Here is a 19,061-nt window from a genome sequence, read left to right as displayed (position 1 = left end):
CCCCCTTAAAGATTTTCTTAAGGAGATTATTACATAGCCCAATTAATATTAGAAGGTGGTCTATATTTGACGCTTACCCAACTCCGAAATCGGTAAAGTTTATTTTAACGGAAATGGCGTCGGAATCGGTAATGTTTATTTTAATTAGGAATTGTTTATTTTAGTTAGACAACTTCTGTACCATAAGAATAATCATCTGCTAAAACCCCACCCCTCCAACCCGCATTCCACCGTTCGAGTCATAATAAAGTTTTGCTACGGAACCCCTATTTTCACACTTTCTTGGTTCAAAAATGACCGTTTTTCCGGCCTTTTTCGGCTGTTTTTTCATGGTTTTTTCGAAGTTGGAATAAAGTTTTGGGAATGGAATGAAGAAAAATAATGGAAAAAAGAGATCAAGAGAAAAGAGAAAAGTATTGAATGAGTATTGATTTATTATTGAATTGGATATTGGATAAACCCAGTAATGACAGGATTTAGGAACATAACTGTATTGAAATGATATTGAAAAAGGCATGAAAAAACTCGGGCTCCTGTTGAGGAAAGCCCGAATTTTTAATGAGTTTGATATTGAAAAAGCAAATGTTTATTATTACGGATATGGTGGTGAAGTTAGCAAGAGTTTATTATGACAGTCAGGTGTTTATTCGAGATCTACATAGTAGAAAGAAGAATTTTAGAAATAAGAAATAGATTTACTCCTTAAATTACTTTCTTTAACCTATGCAATACTTCCACCATGCATCGAGAATATATAGAAATCTCCATGATCGGTTAATGTCCATCCATCGAAGTAGGAACTGGCATGAAATACGTCCAAAAAGATATTGTCAAATTGAATAATCAGAAGGGGACAAGCCGAATATCTTCAACCTTTTTACCAACCAATAGTTCTTTAACCGATTTCCATTCACTTTGGTTAGATTGAATATCTGTTTCTCCTAACAATATTCCACCTGTATTTCGAATTCGCCAAGGGCACTCAATAACAATTGCCCCTTTTTCCAACTGAATAATGAAGTGAACTTCTGAATCAATGGCAGTAACTTTTTGTCCAATCAGTTCCTTAAACTTGATATCACTTATTTTTGTATGCCATAGATTACGTGCATGAGCAACAATCTTTTTATTGATCTTATCCAGGGTATAGCCGTAATAGTTATCTCCATACTGAAAATTATCTATGGCATCACTGATTTCCTGCCAGTTCATCTGTCCCTCCAATAAGTCATGTTCGATTGTACAGTCATAAATCTCTTTTACTAACAACATGGCATTTTCTACAGGTAATAACAGTTGAGAATGAAGGTATTTTATATGATATTCTACACATTGTTCTTTCGATGGTTCTTCCCATTGAATGATTTTCATTGCATCGTCAAACATCTTTTCCACTTCAAATAAATTTAATTTCTCCCGCTTATCCATACTCGCTAACTTCTTAATTTCAAGTACATCAAAGTGCAAGTGGTGATGTGCCCACTCCACGTAATCTGAGGGCTGTACAGTTTTTATGTATCTTTTATAATATAATTCTAATAGTTCTATCGGAATCTCCCTCTATCCCCGTATAATATGTTGTAAAGTGCAATTCTAAGGCTTTAAATTAATAGGTTTTTTATTTAAAGATCATATCATAATTACTCATTTAAGTTTATACCTATATTTTTAAATTGCTTTTCTAAATGCTCCCGCTCCACTTTCCCATTTTCTTGATATTCAGAGGGATAATATTCAATTATAAAAACAGGTGCACCAAAACTGAACCAAATATTTCGGTAAATATTATGTGCATCTTTTACTGTTAAAAATTCTCCATTTTCCGATTCAACATCATCATCTACGGCAAATTGAAATTGACAGCACATACATATTTCATAAGAGCCGCCCTCTAATTTTTCTTCATTATTATATGCTGGTTCGTCCAGTCCTTTATAACCACAAACAGGGCAAATGTATTTCATATCTCAGACTTCCTGCCTCAATATTAACATCAAAATATCCACTTGCTTGTTATGAATTCATCCATATTAAATCCATATTTCTTTAGTAATTCTCTATCTAATTCAAGTAGGAATAAATCTACTGCTTCAATAATTCTATCCAGATCTAACAACTCCTTAGATTCATACAATTGCCAAATTGAATATATTGTCCAGTAGTTTTCCTCTATTTTATTAAACGCTAAAATAGGACCTTCTCTTTCATCATGTTCAATGGTATAGTAATGAAAATCCTCTTCCTGCCTCCAGTTTTTTAATGCCATTCCAAACTCAAGCAGGGCTAGCGAAGGTTCTAAGAAGAAACAATGATCATTTAAAAATACCTCTAACCTACCTTGTATATCAACTAATAGCTTACCGCTTCTCTTTTTAATAAGTTTTGGTTCAATAAAACTCGATGAATCTAATTCAAATTTCAACTTTAACGTATTCAAAATTCACTCACCTCTCCAGTTAAATAAAAAGAATAATCAATCTTCCAGGTTAGTTAATCCATTTAGAAATGATCAAAGTCTGGAGCTATCTCAGTAATTTCTTCTCCATCATGATCAATGAGAATAATGGGTGGATTTTCATCTGTATATCTATAATCAAAAGCAATCCATGTATGACCGTCTCCTGAAATAAGAACTACCTTCTTCGGTAATCCCCACTAATCAATTAAATATTCACTTTCCTGAATACTCTCTTCTCCACCAATGCCTCTAATATAATCTACATTAATATGATCATCTGCCCACAATGTTGGGAAATTTGTTGGAAACGAATCGTAGATGATGTACCCACCATTCTGCTCTTTCAAAAGACTTATGTAACCTTCAGGTAATTTAACTTTTAATTCCTCTTCCGCTTTTTTCACATCTTTATTCGTAATTGGCATAGAACCATATTCGTCATCGACTTGCCAGATACTCCTTTTTCAAGTGAGTTCCTTCTTTCTGTTTTGTTTTCTCCTTGCTTTTTCGTATCTTTCATCAAATTCGTCTATAAATAAACCCTTTAATAAGGAGTATTAAACTTTTCAACGAATAAACCAGACTTTGTAGCAGCGTCTATTGCTTTTTTACAATCTCTACTTGCTCCAATATACATATAATAATCTTCTCCAAAATGTACAAAGAACTGCTTTTTAAACTCTAATTTGCACCAAATCGCATTACGTAACGTTAACTTGGCTAGTTCTTGAATCTCTTGAATAGTTACCAACTTTCCGATCCAAATCTTTGATAGGAATTCTTTAGCTTGTTGATTTCTAACCTCGTCAGACCATTGTTCTAAGGCATTAATATAAATTCTATCTAAGCCTATTTCATCCATAAATGAACGAATAGCGTTTATGTAATTTTGCTCTGTTTTTAGATATTCCTCTATACTAACCTTTGTTCCGACATCCGAAAAGTCAGTCCATTCTTCATGATCCAGATAATTGCCTTCAACATCCCTTTTTAAGGGATTATATTTTGTTACTCTCCATGAATACAATAATCACTCTCTCCTTCGTACAGAACATTTCAAATGTTACTTAAAGCGTTGATCTATCTCTTCACGACAATATTCATCAATCCAATCAGTATATTTCTCATATATAGGGCGTATCGTTTCCAAATCACTTGCAATAACTTCACACCCTCTATCATCATAGATGTAAAAAAGAACATTTCTCGTTGCATTTATAAAAAATACATCTGGCTCATATAAGTTATATGGATTATGTATTCTTGGTTTTGCTGATGGAAAATCTTGATTACAAATTGCTTTTATTAGCGTTGTATAACGAATATCTTGTTTGTGGCATTGTAGTGAGAATTGGGATGTGCACTTCACCTCAACCTCTTCTTCATCATCAAACATATAGGGCAGTGTTTCTTGTGTTAACCGTACACGGACATCTTTACTTTTAATATAATGAAGATAGACCTTTAACTTCCTTCTACTTCTTGTATTATATTCTCTATACCGATACACATTCGTTACCAAAAAGATTTGGTCATCGTCAGAGAATAAATTATTAAAAAGTGTAATGGCTTGATCATAGACTGTATTAAAATAATCAGGATTTAGCTCATCTGTATTCTCTTTCAATTGATATAATCCTTTAGCTAATTCAAAATGGATACCTTTATCCCATTGAGAATAAAGACTTGGCTTCAAAACAAGTCCAGGGAAGGTAGTGTGTATATATTCTTTTAATTTCACCCTTAATTGTCTCCTTCTATGGCAATCTGTTTAGGATAGATAATATTTAATCATCAGGCTTTTCGCTTAATACCCAAGGAATACAGGCTTCGAAATCTAATTGTAAAATAGGTTGTTGCAACTCGTCGTGAACTAACGATACCTCTTTCTTGAATCCAAATGTAAAATTATTAATTCCTGCTGTGTTCGTATCATTCCATTCAGAATCTGTACAAAACTCTCCCTCTACTAATCTACCAACTAAATGATAACTCCCAATATATAAACCTAAACCATCTTCCAGTTCTCCAAACTCAGATAAATGGCTTGGTTTGGAAGGATTAATTCCTAACGTAGTAAATACTTCTATGATGGATGGAGCTACATACTTAACCGCCTCCATATAATTTTCACAGTATAAACAATGGCACAGTTCTATATCTTTTTCATAGAATTCTTTTGTTTTACCTACATCAACTTCTATTAACCAATTCAACAGCCTAATTTGTTTCATTCTGTTTCCTCACACGAAGTTTTATCCTTATTTCGATATAAATATAATACTTCATCAACCCATTTTTGGAACATGACATATGCTTCCTCATCCGTATTTACAGTGCATATATAACCACCCTTAAACTTATCGTAATAATATCCCTTATTAACAAACAGCTCTTGCCGTTCACAATCCGATTTAAAATCGTCAAAGAATAGATCCATGGAGCCATCTTGCCTTACCCATGCTATTCCCTCAATTAATGGATTGAGTTCATCCTTCCAGTTTCCTACATGTAAATGATTTCCAGTATAGTTTTCCGAATCAAAATACATTTGCTTATTCATGCAATCCGCTCCAATTCGTATATTATAAAAAGCCATTTTGTACTTTTGCATAGAATCTCGCACTGGTAGATGGTATGAATTTTATATTGTAGTTTATTCCTATTTCCTGCTTTACCTTTTCTGTTAAATTGAGCCCAATTCGATTAAATTTATCTTCCAGCTTGATCCCGTTAGGAAGCAATTTATCTCGTTCCCAATCTAACCAGTTCCCATGCTTTACTGCCCAAGACGATAATTCCTCTTGTAAACTAGCTGAAATCGGAACATCTCCTATGTCAAGATTACATCCACATCTATTGCACCAAATTGGATCTGCCCCAACATCTCCTTCAATTTTTAAATCATTTGTATCACCGCTAGCACAACAACAGTTCAAGGATGACAACCTCCATTTTTAATTAAAAGTGGATACTCCCTTAATCGTCAACAAATGCCCTTTGCTACTTCAATAAAAAGTTGTTCCAAATTGTTTCATCAACCATAAAGTACCCCTCGTGTGAACACCCAGCCAATATACATTGATCATCTTGATAAAACATGAGGTCTTCTGGCAGTTCCAAACCATTCCAGCCAAAAAGGGAATGACTGCGTTCTTTTAAAAATTCTCTTGTCGCATTATTGAGTTGAAAACAATAAACATATGCTGTTCCTTCGCCAAGTCTGGTAGTTTCCCATTCTCGTTGAATTTTCCTTTTAATCAGATGTTCTTCAATCTGCTATCAATATATCAACATAAGCTAGACGTTCTTCTTCAATCTCCATCATTTGTCTATTTTCAACAAAAGCAAAACGATTGCAATGTTTCGATAATAAGTCTATCAATTGTTTATAGCGTTTCCCCTTAACATTCTCCGAAACGTCCAGCATTTCCATTCCTTCCTAGCAATACTAATCGCTTTCATTTCTATTTAGCTTCAAACTATAAAAACATCTTGACCTCAGATCACCTTCTAGTTCAAATACTCCAGAATTAATTAACTTCCTTATTCGATATTCGAGAAAAGCATCCCCTAAATATTGATCCAGATGCCCTAGCACTTCTCCAATTACTCTAGCTACACTTATAAATTCATTTTGTTTACCGAACAGCCTTTTTGCCTTTTTCACAATAAAATCATCATAGTAATCTTCAGTGATACTTTGAAGCCTCCCATTCCGCCATACTCTTAACGTTTCATGACTTTCACCAAGAGAAAGCCATTCCCTTTCTAACTCTTCTCGATCATGGTCCGTAATTAATGTTAAAAACTGACCAAAATCCTGTTCATAAATAAATTGCAACTTCTCGGAAGGTATTTCACCTGTATGAAGTACCTTGTATTTTACCTTTTTTACCTGAAAAAGCTCTTTATATGCTGCTGTCGTATTAATCACCGTAATATCAATGTTTTTCTCCTTTAAAAGATGTACAATATACCGCATTCCTGTTTGTTCATGAGCGTTATCAGAAACCCAAATAGTCACATGCTCGCCATCAGGTATAAGGTTAATTTGATTCATTACCATTTCGAAACGTTCCCTGTAACCATTGTATTCAAAGAACTTATCGCTCATGGATTGTTTCATCCACTCATCTCTTGATTTTACGCCAATCTCTTCACTTAACTTCCAGACTGGGCCTACCGAAAATATATCATTAAAGAAAATTATCCTTTCCTTCTTATCAAGACCCATCTTTTTTAAAGCAAACTGCAAACTACCTGAAGCTGATGCACTTGATAGAATATGTATCATCCTTTTTACTCCTCTGTTTGTTCCATTTCATAAAAACTGGTACTTTCTTAATCGTCAACAATTGTCCTTCTGATAGCAATATTTGTTTTGGGTCACTAATCTCATGTAACAATATTTTTGATTTTTCCCGTACCTTCATTTCAACTTTGTTCGAATTTAATAAATTAGCTATTTGTACAGTACAGACTTTATATGAAGCAGTATGGTTACGAATATACTGTAATAGTTCACGTAACTCCCATTCTTTTTCAATTCCATTCATTATTTCTAATTGAACTGGATAATCGAAACCCGGAATAATATCATCCGCCACTGTTAAATCTAGTGTTCCAGTACCTAATCCCATTTTTTGATCTGATGCTAAATAATAGTAATACGTCATTTTATAACCCTCATTTATGTTGATAATTAATTGCTATCCTAGTAGATTTCATCACTCTGTAATTTAATAATAACCTCTAATACGGTATTGTCTATATGATAGTTTCAGTTTCAATTCCCGTATACAACATATAGTGGTTACAACACCCTAACTCAGTAATTTGAGAGAATGACTGATACTTGAATAAAAAACAAAGAGCTTAATAGAGGAAAGAAAATGGTTGAGATAAGAGATAAAGAATAAAGAGGAAAATATTGAAAAGATATTGATTTGTAATTGAGTGCGATATTGGATAAACCGAATAAGAGCAAGGATTAATGTACAACCATAATAAACCCCTGCTTTTTTCCGCCCCTCCAACCCGCATTCCACCGTTTGAGTTATAATAAAGTTTTGCTACGGAACCCCTATTTTCACACTTTCTCGGTTCAAAAATGACCGTTTTTCGGGCCTTTTTCGGCTATTTTTCATGGTTTTTTCGAAGTTGGAATAAAGTTCTGCCATAATAGAGGGAAGAAAAAGAACTCTTTTCTCCCCCATTCATTCATCTATTATCCGAGTAATTGTTGAGTTTTAGATTGAAAAAGCAAATGTTTATTCTTACAGAATTGTGGTGAAGTTAGCAAGAGTTTATTTTGACAGTCAGGTGTTTATTTTAGTTATACACTTCCTCTCCAACCAACAAACTGCTTCGATATGGCTCGAGAGGACAGAATGAATGTCATTTGAGCGTATCCGTTCTCGGAAACATATCCACTACGTTTTTGGCACTATCGGTAGGCGGGAACATATCGACCTTCAACTATCACACCATTAAATGTGTTTAGTTAATAATATCGCCTTTGTTTTTAGCTAAATTTTCATGCCATTCTCGTCGCTTAGTAGCTGTCGGTTTCGTCCACTCTGTTTCTTCACCAATAATTTTTAAAGGTTCTTGTGAGCGATAAGAACGCGTTAAGTTACCAGGGAACTTTTTGTCAGTAACATTTGGGTCGTTTTCAAATTCACCTGTAGGTTCTACTATATAAACGCGTTCTTTTCCTTTTGCTAATGCTGCTGCAAGACCTGCCCCATTGACATTAGCAGTGAAATAAATATGGTTCATTTTAAGCCCAGGTTTGTAATTTGAATTTCCACCCGCTATCAGAAAATCACCAACTTTCAAATCTGCCTTTGTCCCATGGTAAAATGGGCCTTTATCTGTTAGTGCACCATTATATGATTTGGCCAATTCATAATTTCTAGTTGCCTGTTCAGAATCACCCAACTCCTCATAACAGTTGGCAATGTTTATATACAACGTGGAGTAAGCACTCTTAACGTTATCATCATCTATATTTTGTGCACACTGTAAGGATGTTTCCATCCATTTTAATTTATCTGTAATATTTTCTTGTATACGAGCTAAATGATAAGCTGCGATAAATCTTTCATAGTCATCCGTTGCTTCGTGCCATGCTTTATGAAACATCGCAATCGCACCCTCACTGTTTCCACAGTCCTCCAATCCCATCCTACTCATGCAGATTTTAATAATAACGTTATTTGGATCAAATTTTTTATTCATCTAATCTTACCTCCAAATTAATTGAATGTTATGATGAGTATATCCAGAACTTCAACTGCTCAAGATCTTCTCCATTGGCTTGCCTTTTGCCAATTCGTCGATTAATGAAGCAGACCAAAATAATCACTATCCCAAATCCCCCAACAAATCTCACTAATATACTATCGAAGTATAGCAGTTGAAATTCAGAACGAACAGTCTATATTTGCAATTTTGTATATGTTATAATTAAAGTGAGGAAGAGTATATTATCAGTGAAGTTAAGCTTTTATTGTTTCGGGGGTGCCTAGCACAACCCGAAATTAGCTACGCCAAACATTCACCAATCGTACCGTTTACGAAAAGGGCACTCTTAATAGGAGCGCCCTTTTCGTAAACATTAATGTAATTAATAGTCTTTTTTCTTTACTGGAATCCAAATTTCGCTTCTATACTTAGGATTCCCAGTGTCTGGACTCTCACTCCATAAAATTTCAGGACCTTCAACCGCCTCGTATCCTGATGATGGAAACCACTCTGAATATATCCTACCCCACACATTTTGAAGTGTTTCCGGGAATGGTCCAATCGATTCAAATACAGCCCAAGTACTAGCATCAATTTTTAATACATCAAATTCTGCTGTTTCATCACTTGAAGTTGCTACACCGATGTAATGATCTAGTTCTCCTCTTTCTTCCATTCTTCCTTCCGAGAAATTAGTGGAAGCACTAATAATACCTGTTGGTTCTACATTTGAAATTGCTTTTAATTGTTTAATAACATCCGTGGTTAAAAGTTCAGTCATTTTTGCAATCTCTGGATTGACACCTTTAAAAATAATTGGAACTCTCTTCTTAAATCCTACTAACTTAAAAGGTCCTTTCTCAACAATACGATAGTTCATTTCGCATCCTCCTTTAATTGATAATTGAAAGGTCATTCGAGGATAAGCTTTTAATTGTGTATTCTCACTCCTTGCCTCAGAAGGGAGAATGCCATGCAGGGAATGAAAAGCACGGGAAAATGAATCAGCCGAATTATAGCCATATTTGACGGCTACATCAATTATTCTCAAATCCCTATCTTTCAGATCAAGTGCAGCCAACGTCAGTCTTCTTCTCCGAATATATTCTGATAAACTTATGCCTGCTAAAAAAGAAAACATCCGCTTGAAATGATACTCTGAACAATAAGCAATTTTAGATACTTCACTATAATCAATTTCCTCTGTTAAGTGCTCTTCAATATATGCCAATGCATTATTCATACTTCTTAAAGAATCCATCAAACAACCTCCTTTCATCATCAATATTATCAGAGGATGCATTTACCCATCCGACAATCTGTGCACAATGTAGTCGACTCACCTTATTCGGGAAACCCTTTAGTTTACATTTGTTTATTCATTAATTGCTCTAACCCTGCTTCGGATGTTAACATTTCAAGATTATTAAATATTTCCTCTTCGCTCCAATTCCACCATTGAAGCTTTAGCAAGAATTCAATCTTTTCGTCACTAAAGCGTTTTTTGATAAACTTAGCTGGATTCCCACCATATATTGAATAGGGTTCAACACTTTTTACTACTGTTGAGTTAGCAGCAATAATCGCACCATCTCCAATTTTAACACCTGGCATTATGGTTACATTTTGACCTATCCACACATCATTGCCAATCACTGTGTCACCCTTAAAAGGAAGTTGTTCTATTGTAGGAGTCACTTTTTCCCATCCACAGCCAAAGATATTAAAGGGATAGGTTGTAATTCCATCCATTCTATGATTTGCACCATTCATGATAAACTTAACACCCGCTGCAATTGCACAGAACTTGCCTATAATGAGTTTATCTCCAAGAAATTCGTAGTGGTGCTCTATATTATCATAAAATTTCTCAGGAGATTTATTATTGTCGCTGTAATAAGTGTATTCACCAATCTCAACATTTGGTCTTTTAGGTAGATTACTTATATAGCAAACCGTCTTTATATTTTCATTCGGATAAAGCTTTTTCTTATCTGGCCCCGTCATTGAATATGGGCTCCTTTCAGGTATTCAACCTCATTTACTAGTCTTTGAAGAATCTCTATTCCTTTTCTTGTACAATCTACATTAGTTGATATTAAGGAAATAACCTTATCGACCCTTTCCTTGTAATCGCTTGGCTTGATCTTAAAATCCTCGATCATCTTAACAGCCTTTTTTTCATTTATACAGTATTCTTTATTTACTGCAAATAAGACTTGATTAAGGGAAGATATGCTTCGAAAGCAATGCCCGCAAACATAGGATACATCGTCTTTATCTATATTGTTCTCAGCAAACATTAAAGAGAAACCTGCCTCAAACATAAAAAATTCAGTTAATCCTTTCTGCAAAGCGGTTGGATAACGTTCTGCTTGCTTTTTAAACTCATAAAAGTTTTCATCATTAGCATATAGTATTTTGCTAATCGCTAATTCTCCTCGATACATAGCACTTATATATCCATGGGGATGCCCCGTCTGATAATTAGCAGTAGCAATTCCTTGCTCCGTATCTTTGATTATTTGTACCACCCGTTTAATATCACGTAAAATTAAGTCCACATGATATCCGTTTATGACTAACCATCCGCCGCCATTAATCCAATCACCCCATGCTCCGGGAGGTACAATAAGGTTGCTTCTATTCTCATCATCCAACTCTGTAGCAAGTTGATTAATTACTGTAATGTCAAATAACTCTGAATTGTAATAGATTCCGAAATCTATATCAGAATCCTCTGTATGGGTGCCTCTTGCACGAGAACCCCCTAATACGATGCCTTCTATATAAGGCAAAGAGGATAATTTTTCTGTCACTGATTGAATAATATTATCTATCATACTGAATCACTCCTTTCAATATCAAAAGCTATATCTCATGTTGAGAAACACCTTTTTTGCCATATGTTCCTTATGCTTTACGTATATTTATATGGAAAGGGGGCCTTCAGAATTCATCTTGAAGGCCTTATTTTCCCTGATTAGTGATCTAAACTACTTAGCGCTTAGATAAAATCCATAATCTTTTTCACTGCCCTACTTACGATCTGTCAAATAAGAAAAGTAAAATAATTATCGGACTAAGTTTAATTTCTTATCTTTGATTTCATAAATCACATTAGCCACATTATCAAGTAGCCGATTGTCATGGGTGATAAATACTATAGTTCCGGCATACTCCTTCATTAGTATTTCCAAAGCCTCTAAGCTTGGTATGTCAAGGAAGTTGCTCGGTTCATCCATTAGTAAGATGTTATATCTACCCATAAGCATTTTAGCTAGCAATAATTTAATAATTTCTCCGCCGCTTAAAACAGATAAGCTTTTTCCAATATCATTCTGTTTCACCCCCATGGATGCTAGCACTGAACGAATTTCCGATACATTGTAATCACAATCCTCCTGCATAAACTCTAGGACATTCTGATTACTGTTGTACTTGTAACCATTTTGTGCAAAGTAACCTATTTTTGCCTTAGGTGAAATAGAAATTCCATCTTCATGGTTTAAGATCATTTGGATTAAAGTTGTTTTTCCGGTTCCATTACTACCAGTTAATGCCACTTTTGCTCCAAGCGGAATTTGAAAAGATACATTTTCAAACAATACCTTATCTCCAAATATTTTATTAATTTCCGTACCAGCAATAGGATATGGATTGTGGAGCTCCAATGCTTTACTTTGCCTGAAACGAATCCTACGAATGTCTTCTGGGGCTTCTACTTTTCCTAAGGCCGCAATCCTATGTTCTAGGGACTTAGCGGCATTATGCATCTTTTTTTCCTTACTTCCCATTGATTTTTGATGAGCTAAACGCCCTCCGCCTTCAGTACTTTTTTTCTTTGAAGCACCTTTTGCCTTTTTTTCTATTTTACGGGCCTGATTTCGCTTTTCCTCCGCAGCCCTTTCCAATCGGGCACGTTCCGCAATAAATTGTTCGTATTCTGCAGACTGGCTCTTGCGTTCTTCCTCTTTTTGGCGAAGATAATCAGAATAGTTTCCCCAATACTCAGTGATTTTGCCATCTTTCAGTTCCCATATTTTATCTACTACCTCATCAAGAAAATAGCGGTCATGGCTAATAACTAACAGTGCACCTATAAAATATTTTAGCTGTCCGATTAGAAAATCAATTCCTTCACGGTCTAAATGACTGGTAGGTTCATCCGCTAAAATACCATGAACCTGTGCCGATAAAGCTTGTGCTATTTTAAGCCTTGTTTCTTCACCGCCGCTCATGGTCTGAATATCTAATTGATTAACACCAAGCTTGCCTACAAGTCCAAAATCTTTTTCCTCTTGCAAGGTTACCTTGTCCAACTGAGGGATATAGGCAAGTTCACCTAGACGATTCATTTTACATCCTGGAGGAGTTAATTCTCCTAAAATCACCTTAAATAAAGTGCTTTTTCCTGCACCATTTGCTCCTACTAAACCAATACGGTCATAATCATATACTTCTAAATCGTCTATATCTAAAACATCGCGTCCTTTAAATTCCACACGAATGTCTTTTGCTTTTAATATCAATTCCATAACATTTTCCTCCTGTCTATAATCGCATGTTTTCATTTGCTTGTACGCAGGGAAAACCCTACGATTTAAGCAGGAAGAATTACATGAAAATTAAATACATAAATATGTCCCTCCTATGAATTTTGTTTTAAATCTAATTTTCTAATCTCGGTCATCATCGGGCAAACGATAGCAACGCCAATAATTAAAATACCTGATAGTAAAAACCAATGATTTACACCGATTCTATCAGCAAAAAACCCAGAAAGGATTAAGCCAAGCGGCATAGCGAATGACATAATACTTCCGGTCAAAGAAAATATACGTCCTAAATATTCAGGCTTAATTTTCTCCTGAAAAAGAGCTGTTTGCACACCGCTATAAAATGGCACCGAAAGCCCCATTATTGCACAGCAGACTACAAACATTACAAATCCATTTGAAGGAAGTAATCCTGCAATGGCTAAACTAGCTCCCATCATAAAAAATGAACCCGTTATTAATAGTACACGCTTTTCGTAACTTCCCAATCTTCCTAATATCAAGCCTCCTGCCAGCATACCAGAGGCAAACGCAATTTCGGTGATAGAAATATGCATCGGTGTCCCATTAAAATATTCCATACTGAATAAAGGGTATAGTGCATTAATTGGCATATAAACAAATGTATATAGTGTGCCTAAAAGTAATAAGGCAAATAATCCTTTGTTTTGTTTCAGTACGACAATTCCATCTTTCATTTCTTTTATGAAATTTGGTTTTAAACTTTGCACTTGATCGCCAAGCTTAGGAATACGTACAATTGCTACCGTAATAGACGCAATCACAGCACCCAATACATCGATGGCAATAATAGCATTTAATTCCCAAACAGAATATAACAATGCTGCAACCGCCGGACTAACAATATAGCTTATAGACTGCAAAGACTGACTATAGCCTGCACATTTCGTAAGCTGTTCTTCTGGTACTAAAAGTGGAGTAACCGCATTGAGAGCCGGGGTATGAAAAGCTGTTCCAATGCTACGGATAAACAATACTACCATAACCATCCAGATAGGTAACTCCATATACAATGCAACAATAGCTAGCACGGCCCCAGCTGCTGCGATAATTAAATCAGCACCAATCATTATCTTCTTCCTATCATGACGATCCACTAATACACCAATGGCTGGTCCAAAGACCGCATAGGGTAAAAAACCTACAAGTGAAGCCATAGACAAGACCATCGCAGATCCTGTTTTTTCTGTAAGGTAAAAAATAATCGCCATTTGCAGGATGGCACTAGTGATTAATGATACTGCCTGCCCTGCCCATATTGTATAAAACTTAAGTTTCCAATTGTTGTATTTTTCCATTTATATTATCTCCTGCATATTATTTTGCTTGAATTTCTATTTTGAATAGCATTCTAGGCAATAAAAAATGCAGGCCTAAATCCACAATGTGGCTTTTGGTCTGCATACATACAATATGGAAACATTCATAATAAAGACATAGTTAAATAAAGGTATAGTTAAATGACCTATATCCTCACCGTAACTAATGAATGCTCAATATCGTATAAATAAGCACAACAAAAAAGCCTATCATCGGGGATAGATTCTGCTTTTTTTATTGCCAGCTTATCTTAAACGCATTGAGGCTGTCATAGTTTCGGTTCCTCCTAAATTCTTATTTGTATCAGCGTATATTTTAACACAACAAGTCGTTTTAAGCAACTTTAAAATTAAAAAAATCCAATATTAACCGCCAAAGGGTGCTAGCCCCTAATTGGCGGTTAATATTCTATATCTCTTCGTCAATCTCAATCCCAGACTTGAATTCAACGGTGAGCTTATCTTCATATATCGTTACTTTCTCAATAAGTCGCCTTACTAACTGTTCATCATATTCCTCCAACTCACAGGATTGTTCATTCAAGAAATCAGTCATTTCAGCGATTCGTTGCCTTTTTCCTTCTCGCTCTGCATTTTCAACTAGTGCATTTTGCTTCAATTCACGAAGCCGATAAATTTCATCAGCCACATCTTCATAGTCATTCTTGGACTTTGCTTGGATTAGAAGCTGTTGTTGCAATTCTTCCAATTTGCCATCAATATCAACGGTGGCATTATCATTTTCTTCATTAAGTACGGTGGCTATATTTTTCTGTAACGTTGAGAGGAAGGGTTCTTTGTTAGCCAAAAGTTCGTTAATAGCCTTGACCACTGCTGTCTGTAATATTTCCTCGTTTATGGTAGAGGCCGTACATTCAGACCCTTTTTCCTCCAAACGGCTGACGCATCTCCAAACAATAGACTTGTAACCTCGGTTATTCCAGTGTACTCGTCGGTAAATATCGCCGCAATGACCGCAGTAAACAATACTCGATAAAGCATACTTGCTGCTATAGACTCTCTTTTTACCGCCTTTGCCGCCCCGAAGATTTGCTCTTCGAACCATCTCTTCTTGAACCTGCATAAAAAGGTCGCGTGGAATGATAGGCTCATGGCTGTTTTCTACATAATACTGGGGAACGATGCCGTTATTCTTGACTCGCTTTTTAGAAAGGAAATCAACCGTATATGTTTTTTGTAGAAGGGCATCACCGATGTACTTTTCATTTTGTAGTATTTTTTTCAGCGTTTCTGGCCTCCATTTTGATTTACCTGCCGCTGTTAGAATATCGTCTGCTTCTAGTCCTCTTGCTATCTGTAAAAGGCTCGCCCCCTCAAGGTACTCCCTATAAATCCGTTTAACCACCTCAGCTCCCTCTGGATCAATCACTAGCTGCTTGTTTTCATCCTTGGTGTATCCAAGGAAACGCTTGTGGTTGACCTGAACTTCACCTTGTTGATATCGATACTGAATACCTAGCTTTACGTTTTGGCTTAAGGATTGGCTTTCCTGTTGGGCAAGGGATGCCATAATGGTCAACAAGACTTCACCCTTGGAATCCATGGTGTTGATATTCTCTTTCTCGAAGAACACAGCAATGTTTTTATCCTTTAACTGACGGATGTATTTAAGGCAGTCTAACGTATTTCTGGCAAATCGGCTAATGGACTTTGTGATGATCATGTCTATTTTTCCTGCCATACACTCTTCAATCATACGGTTGAATTCTTCACGCTTTTTTGTATTTGTGCCTGTGATGCCGTCATCCGCAAAAATTCCTGCCAATTCCCATTCCTTGTTCTTCTTAATATAGTTTGTATAATGCTCGATCTGAATGTCATAGCTTGAAGCCTGCTCCTCACTATCCGTTGAAACACGACAGTAAGCGGCCACTCGTATTTTGGGTTTGCTTTCACTATTTTTATTATTTCCGATTCGTTGAATTGCCGGAATGACTGTTACATTCCTACTCACTGCCACTTTTTACACCTCGCTTTCTATCAAACTGTAGGCATATTCCGCCTGCTTGTATGGGTCGTCATATTTTTGCACTAGAGGTTTTGCTTTGAACTTTATAGGATAATAAGTTTCCGGTTCATCTTTAGGTTCCCATATCCTTCCTAGCTTTTCTGCTCGTCTTCGCTTTTCTACTTTGGCTTTTTCGAAGGTTTCCCCATCAATAATTGGAGGGTAGAATTCATCTCCAAGGTAGTGCTTATTCTGTAACATCTTTCCTGCAGTGGCATGGTAGCAGTCTATGCCAGCTTTTTTAGCGGCACCCTTCAAAGAAAGTCCTGCCAAGTACCCTGAAAATAATTCTTTTACTTTTTCTGCTGCTATATCATCTACAACAGCCTTTCCATCTTCAATTCTATATCCATAGGGTGTGTGACCCATCTAATTCACCAACCTTTCCTTCAATGTGATTCCACATTTTAATTCAAACCCAACTTTCTCTCGTGAAAAGACCATAATCTTTTCTACGTAATTTTCAAACAGCTCTTCCTCATAGGCTGTAAGCATTTTGGACTTAGTTGCAAACTTAAGCAGACGGTCAACCTCTTCAACTTTTGCAAAATTCCCATTGACGGAACGAGTAAGTTGATCCTTTTCGACAAGAAGCCTTTCTCTTTCTGCTTCCAGTGAATACTTTTCTTTATTAAACAGAGCAGGTTCCAGATATCCTTTGGCCATTAAACCCGTCAGCATCTGGCTCTACTCCATGTTGTTTTCAATCTTAGTTTCCAACTCTTCAATTCTGCGAAAACTTGCTGCATTGTTCTGGTTACGTAACCCATTCAAAAGTGGTCTTAGTATGAATTTCTGACCGAAAATTAGTTTATTCATCATCGTAACAAATGCAGTCTTTATATCTTCATCTCGAATGAACTGCATAGAACATTCCGTTATATTGCTTATATGCTTACTGCAGCACCAAGCAATGTACTTTCTTGGACCGGATGAATGAATCCGTCTTTTAAAGGTACCGCCACATTCTGAGCAGATAATTTTGCTAGAGAAAGCATATCGGTTTAGATATTTGCTGTTGCGCTTTTCGATACCTTTTTCCTTTGCTCTCTGATTGAGAACAGCATCCACAGCTTCAAAGTCTTCATGGCTGATAATTGCCTCATGATGGTTTTCTACTAGGTACATATCTTTCTCACCATAATTGGTGTGCCTATTAAAATGACTGTCAGTATAAGTCTTTTGCAAAATAACATCGCCAGTATATTTTTCATTGGTCAGAATCCCTCGAATGGTTGTAGCCGTCCAACGGCCACCTCTTTTTGATGGGATACCTTTTTGATTCAAATCATCTGCAATTTTCTGTGTACCTTTGCCCGATAATACTTCTGCAAAAATATACTTCACAACTTCAGCCTGCTTGGGGTTTACTATCATTTGACTGCCAATATTTTGATAACCATATGGCGGGTAGGAAATTTTAAAGGTTCCGTTTTGAAATCGTCTTTGAATGGCCCACTTCGAATTTTCTGAAATGGAAATTGACTCACTTTCTGCAAGCCCACTTAAAATAGAGAGCATCAATTCACTTTCCATTGAACCCGTATTAATATTTTCCTTCTCAAAATAGATATGAACCCCAAGGCCTATCAGTTTTCGAACCATCTCCAAGCAGTCTGTAGTATTTCTCGCAAATCGGCTGATGGACTTTGTAATGATTAAGTCAATTCTCCCAGTTTCACAGTCTGATAACATTCTAAGCAGGTCAGAGCGGTTTTCCTTTTTCGTGCCACTGATTCCCTCATCATAATATAGGCCTGCATATACCCATTCTGGATTCGCCTTTATGTAGGTCTCATAATGGGCCTTTTGTGCTTGCAAGCTGACTAGCTGTTCATTACTATCTGTTGAAACTCGGCTGTAGGCAACTACTCGTGTTTTTGGCTTAATAAAAGAGTTGGCTAGATTTCCTTCTATTTTCGTTATCTTTTTCATCCTCTCACCTCCTTCTTGGTAGGTCACATATTACCTCTGAAACCCTTATATATCAACGATTTCAGGGCATTATCTCAGCTAAAAAAGGGGGGGAAGTTTGTCGGTTTAATGCGTCTATTTTGTTGAATTCCACTTCAGTTATTAAGCCTTTTTCGAGCATCTTTCTCAGCAATTTTTCTGCCTGGATATAATCAAACTCACATTGTAACTGTTCCTGTGATACTCTCTTTAGTGCGGTGCTGTTTTCTATAGCCTCATCTAAGATCTTCGTAACTTTTTTATCCTCATGCTGATTCACTAGGAATCACCTCCTACCTAATAGCCGTGGGAACAGGTCGAAGTTGAGGATTTGTAGAATTTAATTAAATCAAGGCATAAAAAAAAGAGCCTGCAAGGGAAGAACCCTCACAGGCTACTTAAATTTAATAGTTTAATATTTTATTTGAGAGGCTTGATGAAATTTAAGAAATACTGTTTTTTTACCTGCT

22 protein-coding genes and 1 pseudogene are annotated in these 19,061 nt (G+C 36.0%); all 23 read right to left on the bottom strand.

The window, feature by feature from the left end; all coding sequences use genetic code 11:
- Window positions 1–843: 843 nt before the first annotated feature.
- Window positions 844–1,467 carry a hypothetical protein gene (locus KM885_RS09385; protein ID WP_244986967.1) on the bottom strand — a complete coding sequence of 208 codons (624 nt, stop codon included), beginning with the start codon at window positions 1,465–1,467 and terminating at the stop codon, window positions 844–846.
- A 173-nt stretch (window positions 1,468–1,640) separates the two neighbouring features.
- Window positions 1,641–1,964 (bottom strand): hypothetical protein, encoded by a 324-nt coding sequence (locus KM885_RS09380; protein ID WP_216883857.1) that lies wholly within the window; start codon window positions 1,962–1,964, stop codon window positions 1,641–1,643.
- Window positions 1,965–1,993: 29 nt separating this feature from the next.
- Window positions 1,994–2,437: a DUF7878 domain-containing protein gene (locus KM885_RS09375; protein ID WP_216883855.1), complete on the bottom strand. Its 444-nt coding sequence runs from the start codon at window positions 2,435–2,437 to the stop codon at window positions 1,994–1,996.
- A gap of 62 nt (window positions 2,438–2,499) precedes the next feature.
- Window positions 2,500–2,883: pseudogene (locus tag KM885_RS09370) on the bottom strand (SMI1/KNR4 family protein).
- A gap of 119 nt (window positions 2,884–3,002) precedes the next feature.
- The gene (locus KM885_RS09365; protein ID WP_216883853.1) at window positions 3,003–3,485 is read right to left on the bottom strand and encodes a hypothetical protein; all 483 of its coding nucleotides are present in this window, start codon (window positions 3,483–3,485) and stop codon (window positions 3,003–3,005) included.
- A gap of 36 nt (window positions 3,486–3,521) precedes the next feature.
- A complete protein-coding gene (locus KM885_RS09360) occupies window positions 3,522–4,199 on the bottom strand; it encodes a DUF3885 domain-containing protein (protein ID WP_216883852.1) in 678 nt (225 codons plus the stop codon).
- Between the two features lie 46 nt (window positions 4,200–4,245).
- Entirely contained in the window at window positions 4,246–4,692 is a 447-nt protein-coding gene (locus KM885_RS09355; RefSeq protein ID WP_216883850.1) for a hypothetical protein, read from the bottom strand.
- A complete protein-coding gene (locus tag KM885_RS09350; RefSeq protein WP_216883848.1) occupies window positions 4,689–5,021 on the bottom strand; it encodes a hypothetical protein in 333 nt (110 codons plus the stop codon). Before KM885_RS09350 ends, KM885_RS09355 begins: the two co-directional genes overlap by 4 nt.
- A gap of 22 nt (window positions 5,022–5,043) precedes the next feature.
- Window positions 5,044–5,397 carry a hypothetical protein gene (locus KM885_RS09345; RefSeq protein ID WP_060669040.1) on the bottom strand — a complete coding sequence of 118 codons (354 nt, stop codon included), beginning with the start codon at window positions 5,395–5,397 and terminating at the stop codon, window positions 5,044–5,046.
- Between the two features lie 332 nt (window positions 5,398–5,729).
- Window positions 5,730–5,888 (bottom strand): hypothetical protein, encoded by a 159-nt coding sequence (locus KM885_RS17890; RefSeq protein WP_225344101.1) that lies wholly within the window; start codon window positions 5,886–5,888, stop codon window positions 5,730–5,732.
- A 21-nt stretch (window positions 5,889–5,909) separates the two neighbouring features.
- Window positions 5,910–6,755 carry a DUF1835 domain-containing protein gene (locus KM885_RS09335; protein ID WP_047184056.1) on the bottom strand — a complete coding sequence of 282 codons (846 nt, stop codon included), beginning with the start codon at window positions 6,753–6,755 and terminating at the stop codon, window positions 5,910–5,912.
- Window positions 6,718–7,137 carry a hypothetical protein gene (locus tag KM885_RS09330; protein WP_047184057.1) on the bottom strand — a complete coding sequence of 140 codons (420 nt, stop codon included), beginning with the start codon at window positions 7,135–7,137 and terminating at the stop codon, window positions 6,718–6,720. Before KM885_RS09330 ends, KM885_RS09335 begins: the two co-directional genes overlap by 38 nt.
- An 823-nt stretch (window positions 7,138–7,960) precedes the next feature.
- Window positions 7,961–8,368: an NAD(+)--rifampin ADP-ribosyltransferase gene (gene arr, locus KM885_RS17885; RefSeq protein WP_244986968.1), complete on the bottom strand. Its 408-nt coding sequence runs from the start codon at window positions 8,366–8,368 to the stop codon at window positions 7,961–7,963.
- A 724-nt stretch (window positions 8,369–9,092) separates the two neighbouring features.
- Window positions 9,093–9,971: an AraC family transcriptional regulator gene (locus KM885_RS09320; protein WP_039236463.1), complete on the bottom strand. Its 879-nt coding sequence runs from the start codon at window positions 9,969–9,971 to the stop codon at window positions 9,093–9,095.
- A gap of 104 nt (window positions 9,972–10,075) precedes the next feature.
- Window positions 10,076–10,717, bottom strand: a complete 642-nt coding sequence (locus tag KM885_RS09315; RefSeq protein WP_018664418.1) for a Vat family streptogramin A O-acetyltransferase — start codon at window positions 10,715–10,717, stop codon at window positions 10,076–10,078.
- On the bottom strand, window positions 10,714–11,553 hold the full coding sequence (locus KM885_RS09310; protein ID WP_007750460.1) for a nucleotidyltransferase domain-containing protein: 840 nt from the start codon (window positions 11,551–11,553) through the stop codon (window positions 10,714–10,716). Before KM885_RS09310 ends, KM885_RS09315 begins: the two co-directional genes overlap by 4 nt.
- A 231-nt stretch (window positions 11,554–11,784) precedes the next feature.
- On the bottom strand, window positions 11,785–13,248 hold the full coding sequence (gene msr(D) / locus KM885_RS09305; RefSeq protein WP_216883845.1) for an ABC-F type ribosomal protection protein Msr(D): 1,464 nt from the start codon (window positions 13,246–13,248) through the stop codon (window positions 11,785–11,787).
- 113 nt (window positions 13,249–13,361) lie between these two features.
- On the bottom strand, window positions 13,362–14,588 hold the full coding sequence (gene mef(A), locus KM885_RS09300) for a macrolide efflux MFS transporter Mef(A) (protein ID WP_042357457.1): 1,227 nt from the start codon (window positions 14,586–14,588) through the stop codon (window positions 13,362–13,364).
- Between the two features lie 430 nt (window positions 14,589–15,018).
- Window positions 15,019–16,590 (bottom strand): recombinase family protein, encoded by a 1,572-nt coding sequence (locus KM885_RS09295; RefSeq protein ID WP_204798472.1) that lies wholly within the window; start codon window positions 16,588–16,590, stop codon window positions 15,019–15,021.
- Between the two features lie 3 nt (window positions 16,591–16,593).
- Window positions 16,594–17,007 carry a recombinase family protein gene (locus KM885_RS09290; protein ID WP_042357461.1) on the bottom strand — a complete coding sequence of 138 codons (414 nt, stop codon included), beginning with the start codon at window positions 17,005–17,007 and terminating at the stop codon, window positions 16,594–16,596.
- A complete protein-coding gene (locus KM885_RS18325; protein WP_244986966.1) occupies window positions 17,008–17,319 on the bottom strand; it encodes a DNA recombinase in 312 nt (103 codons plus the stop codon).
- 6 nt (window positions 17,320–17,325) lie between these two features.
- Window positions 17,326–18,573 carry a recombinase family protein gene (locus KM885_RS09285; RefSeq protein WP_244986965.1) on the bottom strand — a complete coding sequence of 416 codons (1,248 nt, stop codon included), beginning with the start codon at window positions 18,571–18,573 and terminating at the stop codon, window positions 17,326–17,328.
- A 61-nt stretch (window positions 18,574–18,634) separates the two neighbouring features.
- Window positions 18,635–18,871, bottom strand: coding sequence for an SHOCT domain-containing protein (locus tag KM885_RS09280; RefSeq protein ID WP_082193417.1), 237 nt, complete (start codon window positions 18,869–18,871; stop codon window positions 18,635–18,637).
- Window positions 18,872–19,061 lie beyond the last annotated feature (190 nt).

It is taken from the genome of Oceanobacillus caeni, from assembly GCF_019037185.1.
GTDB lineage: Bacteria > Bacillota > Bacilli > Bacillales > Amphibacillaceae > Oceanobacillus > Oceanobacillus caeni.
Note: the sequence above shows the minus strand (reverse complement) of the source record. Positions and strands in the feature narration are given on the sequence as shown.